Here is a 9656-nt window from a genome sequence, read left to right as displayed (position 1 = left end):
GGTCAGCCTATTAGTCCGAAGAAGCCGTTATCCAGGTAATCACCCATGCCGCCTTGGGCTTCCGGGTTGAGAGCCATGAGCGTCACGGCGTTAAACAAGGCCATCAGCGGGTCGATCTTCGCTGAGCCGCTGGCCTGCTTGGTGATGAGGATGGCGTTGCCTCGCGGCTCGACCCGGGCGTTGCCGCAGCACCAGGCCATCATGGGCTGGCCGCCGTGCCACAGCCCGCCCTCGGCAAGCTTCCGCTCAGCAGTTTTGATTGCGCCGCCCAGGGTGTAACCCTGCTTCACGCCGCCGATTTTCTCGCGGGGGATACCCTTGAGCTCCAAGGCATCGAGAATCGCGCCGATCCCCACCGGGTCGAGCCCCACCTGGTCGAGCAGGCCGGCCTCTTCTACCTCAGCGACAAGATCGGCAATCTGGTCCACGTCATCGCCGATACGTTCAACCAGGGTCAGGTGTCCATCCTGGGCGAAGTCCCGTATACGAGGGGCCTCAGCCTTGCGGCGCTCCAACACCGAGGGGTGCGCCCAGGCGTGAGTCCAGACCAGCCAGCGCCGACTGTCTCGCTCACGCCCCACTGCGGCGAAACCGAGCAAGTCATCCAGGCCGCCGCCGTCGATACCGATGTCGATCACCTCGCACCGCTCGATCAGGTCCTCCAGCGTTCGGCAGCTCTTCGAGACCTGCTGCTCCCAGTAGTCGGCGCCTGCCCAGCGATCCGAAAGCAGTGCCAAACCGATTTCGACGTTGAGGTGCTTAGCCAGAAAGCCCCGGAACGACTCTTCCCCATCCATCTGGGCCTGGGCATAACCCCGCTCAATGAACGGTTCGTCGACCGAGAGCCCCAGATTTGGATTGGTGATGTAGGCATTCGAGAAGTCTCGATGGGCACCCGCGTCGAGCAGGGCCTTCGGAAACTCATACAGCACTGGCAGGAACGACCTGTCGACGATCTCACCGTCCCGGACCTTGCGGGCATACATCAACTTCTGCCGGAACACCCCAGCAGGTGGAGCATCGGACTGAGTCGTTGCCCAGATGATGAAACCCTCAGGGCGGGAAGCTAGCCCGCCGGTAGCCTCACGAAGCATCGCTTCGGCGTTGCTCCGCTTGCCGAACACCCAGAGCTCATCGATGAAAACGCCAATGGCCTTCTTGCCAGACACCGTCTCGCTGTCGGCAGCTACCACCTTAAGGGTGGCGTTTGTCTGGTGGTGGGTCACGGTGCGGATGTGATCCTGCACCTTGAGGAGCGCCGAAAGCTCCTCGTCGGCCCGAACCATGTCGCGGATCGGGATATAGGAGTTGTCGGCAATTTCCTTGGTCGGCGCCAGGATGATGAACTCACCCGATGGCCGCCAGTTCAGGATCAGGGCCGTGAGCATGATCCCTGCCGCAATGGTCGACTTCCCGTTCTTCTTGCTGATCAGCAGCATGAACTCGCTGACCAGGCGCCGGCCTTCGTCAGGGTCGTAGGCGCCGAAGATCGCCGCCACGAACTGGTTGACCCAATCGCGGACCGTCTCGGACATCAGCGGGCTGCCGGTGGCATCGACCATCCGCAGGGCGCCGAACACTTCGAGGGCTTCCTCTGCCTCAGTTGGGAACAGCGGTCCGAAGGGAATCAAGCTCTGGCGCGCAACGATGCGCTGCTCCCAGTCGGGGCATGACGTTGTCCATTCCATCACTTCACCGATCGCAGCGGGCCGCGGCGGGCGCCGAACTTGCCAGACGCTGCATCAGCAGCCTTCTCTTTTGCCTGTTCCTTCTTCCCGCTCTCGCCTTTCCGGGGATGCACGAAGGGCATCAGGGCCTTCGCCGCGTCTACACGCAGCTTCGCCTCCGTGCCCATGTCGTTCATGACAGCGAGCAGGAAGTCTTTCGGGTCCTTGTGAGACAGCGCTCGGGAGAGGTCAAAGCCAGCTGGCTCCCACTCACCCTCAACGCTCTGGGGGTCAGCCTCATGGTCTGCCGAGGGCGAATCGCGGGTGGGCCCGACGGCCCCGCCTTTAACATCCCTTTTAACATTCGCTTTAACATCGCCCGGCATAAGACCGAGCGCTCGAAGCTTGTTCACCTCAGCGACGACACCGGGATCCTTGGCCAACCGAGACCCAGCTGCAGACGCCGATTTTTCAGGGCATCCAGCCGCAATGGCTGCGTCTCGATTGGACGCACCTCCCCTCAGCGCTGCGATGAAGGCGCGCTTCTTGGGTGTTAAAGCCATTTAACAAAAATCCTGTGGGGGAAAAAAATCTGTGCGTGGGGTCGAGGGCGGTCTAGCTGCGGCGGAGTCCCAATATTTTGGGCACCCCCTCCCCATGCCCAGATTTTTCGATCTAGAGCCTTCGCCGTGCTTTTTTTCTTAGAAAAATAAGATTTTTACAGCGCTATAAGATCCCGGCAGCCTCCTCGGCCCGCTTCACCGAGTCGTGGCAGGGCTTGCAGAGCGGCTGCCAGTTGGCCTGATTCCAGAACAGATCCTGGTCACCGCGATGCGGTGTGACGTGGTCAACCACGCTGGCCGCTGTCGTCAGTCCGTGCCGCGCGCAGTACACACACAGCGGGTTGTCGAGCAGGTAACGCTCTCGCGCCTTCTGCCACTTGTAGCCGTAGCCACGCTGAGTACTGGTCTTGTCGCTTCGCCAGCTGCCTGGGGTAATGGTCTTCAGTCGAGAGCCTTGGCCTTCCTTTACTCGGGAGTCGAGCGTCTTGAGCCTGGCCATCAGCCCTCAACCTTCCGGCTCATGAACCGGTCGGAGTACTCGCGCAGCTTCTCCACGCCGATGAAGCCGACCATGCAGCCAGCGAACACAGCGAGGTTGGTGGGTAGCGAGAAGTACTCGAGCACTGGCATCAGGCTCGTACCGATCAGGCCGCACAGGATTCCTTCAAGGAACATCTTGCGGCGACCGCCACCACCGTAGATAACACGACACATCGCGACAGCTGCGGCTGTGCCACCGGTGTATAGCTGCGGCTGGTGGGCAATCGCCCAGGCAATCAGGACGGCCCACAGGCCGGGGTCTTTCTCTGGCATATGGGCCATCTCGATTCCTCCCGTTACGGGGAGTGATGAACAAAAAAGCCCGCGCAGGGCGGGCAGTGGCTATGTGCTATGGTCATCGCGTGACTCCCAACCTACAAGGAAGATGCAATGAAACAGCGGCAACAGCAGACAGATGCTTTCAAGGTCAAGACCGAATCGGGAAAGACCTATGGCATTGAGGAATTCACGCACCAGATCTACCAAGAGTTCTTGAACCCTGCTGATAACGGCTGGGCCGATGGAATAAAGGAGTTCAAGGTGGTGGGGGGCGGAAGAGCAAACCGAAAGAGCAGCAATGAATATGAAATCGTTGCAACCGGAGAGATTGCGGTCCGCATCTGATTTTCTAACCCAGAAACAAAAAGCCCGACTCAATGGTCGGGCTTCTTTTAGTCACTCCTCAACACGCGCAGGAATGACAGGATGGGGATAATTTCGCTCAGTCGCTCACTGATGTCAACAGGCAATCACGCAGCGTCTTTCATCAGCAGTCCTTCAGCCTCCAGAATCACCCGCACCTCAGCCAAGGCATCGTCTACCATGCCATCGAGCTTCTCGTTGATCTGAGCTCTCCAGCGACGGCGCGTCGGCTCGGGCGTGGCGTCCAGGTCCCAGGTGTTCATGTCATAGAAGCTGTCGGCCAGGATGATCACATCCTCTTCCAGCGCTTCGATCCGCCGCCTTTCAGCCTGGCCTGCAGCGACTGCGGCATTCACCGTCGCCTCCCGGCGCCATGGCGATGCATCGAGCGGCACCTCGACCGACACTGAGCGCGGCGCCTTCCGGCGAGCCCCCTTCAGCTTCGGGATAGCCCAAGCCGTCACTGCCTTATAGATGAACAGCTGCGGCGCCGGGCTGGCAATGAGCGGCCTCACCAGCGTGATGGCCTGCACCTTCTTCACCTTGCTGGTGCTGTACTTCGCCACCAAGGCATCCCAGTGGCGATCCTTCAGCAGGTGATGCAGGCGCGCCGACAGCCAGTAATCCACCTGAGTACGCTCCAGCCCATGCGACTGGCCACCCAGCGAGGCCAGGCAGCCACCCTCCTCTTCGGCTGCCTTGTACAGCTTCTGCCAGGCCTGCCCTTTTGCAGCCCCCTTTTCCCCCGCAGCCAATGCCGCAACCACAGCTCCCGATACACTTCCGTAGACCATGTCCTTCCCCTCAATCCAATGTGCTATTCGAACCACCAGCCCCGCGGCGGTTGTTGTCCTGGTAAATCGCCTCCGGCCCAGTGGCCCGAGGCTGTTTCAATTCGTTGATCTGTCGCTGTGCGGCCTGCAGGCGCAGGCTCAGTTGGGTGACCAGCTCATCCACCGGCAGCGCTTCCCCTGTCGAGGCGACCACCCAGCCCGAGGCGTTGCATTGCACGCAGGCCAGGTCATGGAACACGCCCTTGATCACCGCTTTGCCACGGCACGCCGGGCACTGGGTCAGCTCGATAATCGCCTTCTTGAAAGCTGGGCCGTGCCTCTTCATCAACCGACCACCTTCAGCCCTTGAGCCCGCAGCGACTCCTCAGCAACCCCACGGGCCCATGCAGCATCCGGATCACCCATCTGGACAGGAAACGGATTGGTGATGCGCAGGGTTTCGCGAGAGGCCTGCCAAGCTTCCCAGCGGGCGGCGTATCGGGCAGCTTGATCACCAGAACAGCAGCCGGAACAGTCCAGGATGTAATCGCCCGTACGGCCGACCTCTGGCTCCCAGCGCATGCCGCTCGGGACTGGATAGCGCTCCTCGAACTGGGCGCGGGTTTTGTCGCTGCTCATCATTTCGAAACCTCGCTTTTTACGGATTCGGCAACAGCCTCGCAGGCAGCGCCGTTACTGGCCTCGAAGGCAATATGCGAATTTCCGTTTCCAGTGCTGGTCGAGCCGTGAATGACGGCAAGCCCCTTGCCATCAAGCCAGCCGTGCCACTTCTCCAGGGCTTCACGCTTGAGCAGGTCCGCCGAGGTGTGGATATAGGTCTGCACGTTGCGGGTTAGGGTGTGGTTCACCAGCATCTCGCCGATCAGGTAGTCGACACCCAGGTCAGTCCAGCCAGTTCGAGCCACCTTGCGCAGGTCGTGACTGGTCCACTCTCCGGCGCCCAGTCGAGCGAAGGCGGCGCAGGCCTGGCTCTCGGTCAGCGGTCGGCCATTCTTCGACGGGAAGATGTAGGCGCCCTGATAGCCCTTGCCCTGCTGCCAGCGGCGATAGCGATTCATCAGGGCCAGCGCCTGATGGGTCAGCGGCAAGCGATGCTCGCAGCGCGTCTTGGTGTTCTCGGCGGGGATGAACCACTCGGGCTGTTCCCCCTGGGTCATGTGTGCCCATCGCGCCATTCGGGTCTCGCCAACCCGGGTGCCATGACACAGCATCAGCAGTGCCAGCGTGCAATCCACCGGGGTCTCATCGAACCGAGCAGCCAACTGATCGAGCACCACCTCCAGCTGCACCGCCCTCAGGCGTGCTGGCTTCGGTTTTATCCGGGCCTTGGTGAAGTCGGTGAATTTGAAGCCCGCGATCGGATTCGTCGTGATCATGTGCAGCTTTGCTGCCTGGCGAAACGAAACCACCAATACGCCCCACATTAGGCGGACGTAGGAAAGCGAAACCTCTTCCTGGAGCGGCCACATGGCGAGCTTATCTAGGCTTGAACGGGTGACCTCGGAAACCGGCAGGTCATCCAGCCGCGGCTTCAAATGGCAGGAGATGACTGAAGCCGTGGTGGATCGGCGCTTGGCGGATAGACTCCGGTCGCGAGATTGCCGGTCGGCGTACCAGGTCAGCAGCTGGCCGACGGTGTGCAGGGTGCCGGCAGCAGTTGATGCACCGGGGTCCACAGCCAGGCGCTCACGAATCGCCGGTAGCGCGCTGATCAGGTTCTTCACCGGCAGCTCGGGATAGCTGGCGATCTTGCTCCACTTGGAGCCAGCCACCAAATACCAAGTGCCCCGGTCGCGACTTTGACCGAATCGCAGGTAAACGCCAGGAAAGCGCGCATCGCGAAGGTCGCGGACTGTGCCCGCCGAGGCCTGGCGCTTTATCTCCGCGTCCGAGAAGGTGGTGAGAAGCGTCTTGCTCATGCCGCAGCCCTCGTCTGCGGCTGCAGCAGGTAGGCGCGGATTGCTTCAATCGCGTCAATGGAACCCCGGCAAACGATCGCCAGATAGCCTTGGTCGAGCAGTGCCTGAATGTAGGCGTCCTGGCTCGGCGACACGGCGGCATCGAATGGCGGCTTGGCCTTGAGCTCGATGTACAGGCCGAAGTGCCCGCCACGCGCCATGGGCAGCACCAAGTCAGGAACACCGGCCTTCACGCCCTGGGCCTTGAGCTTGGCAGCAACCGCTTTCACCCGGTGCCCGCCATTCGGGACGTGATAGGTCAGTTTGTAGGCCTCAGGGAAGCGCAACTTCAGCTCCTGCATCAGCGAGGCCTGCTCCAGGCCTTCACGGTCTACCGGCTTGGCCCGGGTCTTCTTGCCGGGGAAGAGTGGTGGCGGATTTCGAGCCGGAGGTTTCTGGTTGTTCATGCGGCAATCACCCCCTCGCGGATCAGCAGGGCCTGGGTGCGCATGACGCCCTCGGCGTGATACTGGCGCGCGGTCTCGCGATCAACGATGTTGCTGCGGCCATCGCAGGCGTCGTGGCAGGCGCTGCAGGCATGGGCGCCCTGCAGGTCGTTCGGTTTCATGCCGACGCCACAGGTGCCGGCCATGCGGTAATGGGCCAGCACGGTAGTGTTGGGGTCGCCGTTGCAGACGCCCGGAATACGCACCTGGCATTCCCGGCCGCGCGCGGCTTTGGTCAACTTGCTCTGCTTCATGAGCGTTCGTCCTTGTTGAGGTCGATGACGGTGAAAGTGGCAGGCCACATCCGCAGGCCGTGCAAGGTCGCCGACTGTTCGTCGCGATACAGGCCCACGGGCGGATGTGGCTCGGCGGTGAGGTCGAGCAGGTGGCCACAGGCGTACAGGGCCCAGTGGTACTCGGTGAGGTCGGGAGCCAGCATCTTGGGGTCGGCCATCAGAACCGGTCCTTGTTGGCGTACCGGCGTGATAGAGGGGTTACCTTCTCCTGCTGCGCCTTCGGTGCCGGAGCCCAGCCGGCGGCCAAGTTCTCAAAACGGTTGTACTGGCCGAGGAAGGCGGTACGGACGGTACCCATTTCGATATCGCGGCCCTTGCCGATGATGATCTCGGCAATGCCTTTGGCCTCGGTGTTTTCGTGGTAAACCTCGTCGCGATAGACGAACAGGATCACGTCGGCGTCCTGCTCGATAGCGCCTGACTCTCGAAGGTCGGACGCTACCGGGCGCTTGTTCGGGCGCTCCTCGCATTTGCGTGAGAGCTGGCTGAGCAAGACCACTGGAATGCCGAGCTCTTTCGCCAGCAACTTGCAGCCGCGGCTGATGCTACTGACTTCCTCGGTGCGGTTGCCGCCGTCACCTTCGACCAACTGCAGGTAGTCGATCATCAGCAGGTCCAGGCCATAACGCATCTTGTGCCGGCGAGCCATGGAACGGATGCGGCCAATCGAAGAGCCGGCCTTGTCGGCGATGTACAGCGGCGCGAATTGAATGGCCTTCGTCGCGACCGCAAGTTCAGTGCCGTGGTCCTGGCATGCAGTGCCGTTCTTGACCAGGGTCAGCGGGATACGGCCTTCGGATGCGACCAGGCGATCAATGAGCTGGCCCTTGTTCATCTCCAGGCTGATGGCCAGGGACGACTTGTTCTGGCGAATCGAGGCCTCGCCGATAAACCCCATGGCCAGCGTCGTCTTGCCCATGCCAGGGCGCCCCGCGACGATGTAGAGATGGTCAGGCTGCAGGCCGCCAATCTTGTCGTCCAGCTCCTTCAAGCCGGTAGAGATGCCGATCAGCGTTTCGCCGCGCGCGTGACGGTCGTGTCGTTCCTGCCACACGTCGAGCTGGTCGATCACGACATCGCCGGCCTTGACGATATCGTCATCACCAGCACCGCAATCGATCGACATGGCGGCAGCCTGGACTGCAGCAATCTTCGCCTGGACATCCTCAGTGCCCTGGGCAATGTCCATGGCCTGCTCGCCCAAGCTGTACAGGGCGCGCTCTATCGCCCTTTCCCGCACGATGCCCGCGTAGGTCTTGGCGCTGGCCACGCTCGGCGTGTTGTCCACGATCTCAGCGCAGTACGCCAGGGCTCGGTCACCATTCGGCAGGTTACCGATCTGCTCGCCTACGGTCAGGAAGTCCACGGCCTTGCCGGTGGCTCTGACGGCCATGATCCCGCGAAACACTTCGGCGTTCTCGGCGAAGTAAAACGACTCAGGGGAAAGGTCGTCGCTCAGGGTATCGATCAGCTCAGGGCGAATCATCATCGCGCCCAGGAGGCCGTGTTCAGCCTCGATGCTGTACGGATCACGCATGGTAATTTCCCTCTACCACTTTGACGAAATTGGTCGGTGCTACGAGCCAGTCGAAGTTGCACCGGAACGGTTTGTTGTCGCGGCCCCCTACCCGACCCATCAGCCAATCGCTGGCCTGAACCATGCCGAAGAAGTCGCTCCAGAAATCGAGATCCTGGTGGACAGGGCTTTCAGCCCACCGAGCCTGGATCTTCGACTTGCGGTCCTTGTTGACCAGGACAACCCGAGGCAACTCTGGCAACAACTCGTTGAACAGTTCGACGATCTGATCGACCGGGGCCTGATTCGAGGCTTCGCGGGTGCTCGCGGATACTCCTGACGGTTCCTTGATGGTTCCCTTACGGTTCTGGGGGCATTTAATGCCGGGGTGTGGGGCATCTGTTGCCGGGGTGGGGGGCATTTCTTGCCGGGGTACCTCGGAATCTGTTGCCGGGGGGCATTTGCTGCCGGGGTCGTAGCTGTAAGGGCTGACGGTGTACCAGGTCGAACGCCCGGCCCGCATATGCGCAGTGAGGATCTTGGCCTCTTCCAGCCAGCGCAACGCATAACGAACAGAACGCTCTGTGAGGCAGGTCCGCTCAGCAATACGGGCTACCGAAGGCCAGCAAACGCCTTCGTCGTTGGAGTTGTCTGCCAACGAAATCAACACAGCCTTCTGCGCCGGAGTCATCCCCTGCAAAGGCCAGCAAGCGCTCATCACGACGGTGCTCACATGGCACCTCTCAACCCGATCACCTGACGCGACAGGTTTGGCGAATTGCCGAAAACTGACGCGACGGGCTTGGTGTTGCTTGCATCGACTGCAGTGTGCATAATCGACCTCACGTTGTTTTGAAGAAGCCGCCCTGCCAGGCGGTTTTTTTTCGCCTGCAATTCCAGTACTGGATGGATTCGCAGGTGTTTTGGTCATCTACTGGCGCAATGCCAGGATCGGGATACTTCGTTTCGCAATCAGGCGGCGTCTTTGTTTCCATCCGCTGGCGGGAAAGCGTCATCCAGCAAGCAAGCGGCACCGAGCGCATTGAGCGCAGCCACAATCAGCCGGGCTTCTTCAAGGCCTGGGCTTCGACGCCCGGCCTCATAATTTGCGAGGCGCGACTGGTTCCAGTTGAGTTGCCGCCGCAAAGCGGCCTGGCTGATTCGCGCCCCCTCTCGAATCTTTCGAACGTTGTTCATAGGGGTTCCTCATTAACGTACGCTCAGGATAAACACG

The 9656-nt window shown here is 61.2% G+C and carries 15 protein-coding genes; 1 reads left to right on the top strand and 14 read right to left on the bottom strand.

What is annotated here, in order from left to right; all coding sequences use genetic code 11:
- Positions 1-2: 2 nt before the first annotated feature.
- The 4 genes from CCOS864_RS10830 to CCOS864_RS10815 form a co-directional block, all read right to left on the bottom strand.
- The gene (locus CCOS864_RS10830) at positions 3-1688 is read right to left on the bottom strand and encodes a terminase large subunit (protein ID WP_167458875.1); all 1686 of its coding nucleotides are present in this window, start codon (positions 1686-1688) and stop codon (positions 3-5) included.
- A complete protein-coding gene (locus CCOS864_RS10825; protein ID WP_115086283.1) occupies positions 1688-2230 on the bottom strand; it encodes a terminase small subunit in 543 nt (180 codons plus the stop codon). Before CCOS864_RS10825 ends, CCOS864_RS10830 begins: the two co-directional genes overlap by 1 nt.
- Positions 2231-2393: 163 nt before the next feature.
- The gene (locus CCOS864_RS10820) at positions 2394-2729 is read right to left on the bottom strand and encodes an HNH endonuclease (RefSeq protein WP_115086282.1); all 336 of its coding nucleotides are present in this window, start codon (positions 2727-2729) and stop codon (positions 2394-2396) included.
- Entirely contained in the window at positions 2729-3052 is a 324-nt protein-coding gene (locus CCOS864_RS10815; protein WP_115086281.1) for a phage holin, lambda family, read from the bottom strand. The genes CCOS864_RS10820 and CCOS864_RS10815 overlap by 1 nt, the downstream gene beginning before the upstream one ends.
- A 108-nt stretch (positions 3053-3160) precedes the next feature.
- On the opposite strand from CCOS864_RS10815, the gene CCOS864_RS10810 reads away from it, so the two are divergent.
- Positions 3161-3394, top strand: a complete 234-nt coding sequence (locus tag CCOS864_RS10810) for a hypothetical protein (RefSeq protein ID WP_115086280.1) — start codon at positions 3161-3163, stop codon at positions 3392-3394.
- A 125-nt stretch (positions 3395-3519) separates the two neighbouring features.
- Here CCOS864_RS10810 and CCOS864_RS10805 read toward each other — a convergent pair whose 3' ends face one another.
- The 10 genes from CCOS864_RS10805 to CCOS864_RS10755 form a co-directional block, all read right to left on the bottom strand.
- Complete coding sequence (locus tag CCOS864_RS10805; RefSeq protein WP_115086279.1) at positions 3520-4206, bottom strand: hypothetical protein; 687 nt, start codon at positions 4204-4206, stop codon at positions 3520-3522.
- A 10-nt stretch (positions 4207-4216) separates the two neighbouring features.
- The gene (locus CCOS864_RS10800; RefSeq protein WP_115086278.1) at positions 4217-4534 is read right to left on the bottom strand and encodes a hypothetical protein; all 318 of its coding nucleotides are present in this window, start codon (positions 4532-4534) and stop codon (positions 4217-4219) included.
- Positions 4531-4827, bottom strand: a complete 297-nt coding sequence (locus CCOS864_RS10795; protein WP_115086277.1) for a phiTE_015 family protein — start codon at positions 4825-4827, stop codon at positions 4531-4533. The genes CCOS864_RS10800 and CCOS864_RS10795 overlap by 4 nt, the downstream gene beginning before the upstream one ends.
- Positions 4824-6125, bottom strand: a complete 1302-nt coding sequence (locus CCOS864_RS10790) for a tyrosine-type recombinase/integrase (RefSeq protein WP_115086276.1) — start codon at positions 6123-6125, stop codon at positions 4824-4826. The genes CCOS864_RS10795 and CCOS864_RS10790 overlap by 4 nt, the downstream gene beginning before the upstream one ends.
- Entirely contained in the window at positions 6122-6571 is a 450-nt protein-coding gene (locus CCOS864_RS10785) for a VRR-NUC domain-containing protein (RefSeq protein WP_115086275.1), read from the bottom strand. The genes CCOS864_RS10790 and CCOS864_RS10785 overlap by 4 nt, the downstream gene beginning before the upstream one ends.
- Complete coding sequence (locus CCOS864_RS10780) at positions 6568-6864, bottom strand: DUF1364 domain-containing protein (protein WP_115086274.1); 297 nt, start codon at positions 6862-6864, stop codon at positions 6568-6570. Before CCOS864_RS10780 ends, CCOS864_RS10785 begins: the two co-directional genes overlap by 4 nt.
- Positions 6861-7064: a hypothetical protein gene (locus tag CCOS864_RS10775; RefSeq protein WP_115086273.1), complete on the bottom strand. Its 204-nt coding sequence runs from the start codon at positions 7062-7064 to the stop codon at positions 6861-6863. The genes CCOS864_RS10780 and CCOS864_RS10775 overlap by 4 nt, the downstream gene beginning before the upstream one ends.
- Positions 7064-8443 carry a replicative DNA helicase gene (gene dnaB, locus CCOS864_RS10770; RefSeq protein ID WP_115086272.1) on the bottom strand — a complete coding sequence of 460 codons (1380 nt, stop codon included), beginning with the start codon at positions 8441-8443 and terminating at the stop codon, positions 7064-7066. Before dnaB ends, CCOS864_RS10775 begins: the two co-directional genes overlap by 1 nt.
- Positions 8436-9155 carry a helix-turn-helix domain-containing protein gene (locus tag CCOS864_RS10765; RefSeq protein WP_244211902.1) on the bottom strand — a complete coding sequence of 240 codons (720 nt, stop codon included), beginning with the start codon at positions 9153-9155 and terminating at the stop codon, positions 8436-8438. Before CCOS864_RS10765 ends, dnaB begins: the two co-directional genes overlap by 8 nt.
- Before the next feature lie 239 nt (positions 9156-9394).
- Positions 9395-9619, bottom strand: a complete 225-nt coding sequence (locus CCOS864_RS10755) for a helix-turn-helix transcriptional regulator (protein WP_115086271.1) — start codon at positions 9617-9619, stop codon at positions 9395-9397.
- Positions 9620-9656: the final 37 nt, after the last annotated feature.

Origin of the sequence: Pseudomonas wadenswilerensis (genome assembly GCF_900497695.1) — a bacterium.
GTDB lineage: Bacteria > Pseudomonadota > Gammaproteobacteria > Pseudomonadales > Pseudomonadaceae > Aquipseudomonas > Aquipseudomonas wadenswilerensis.
This window is presented reverse-complemented; position numbering and strand designations above follow the sequence as displayed.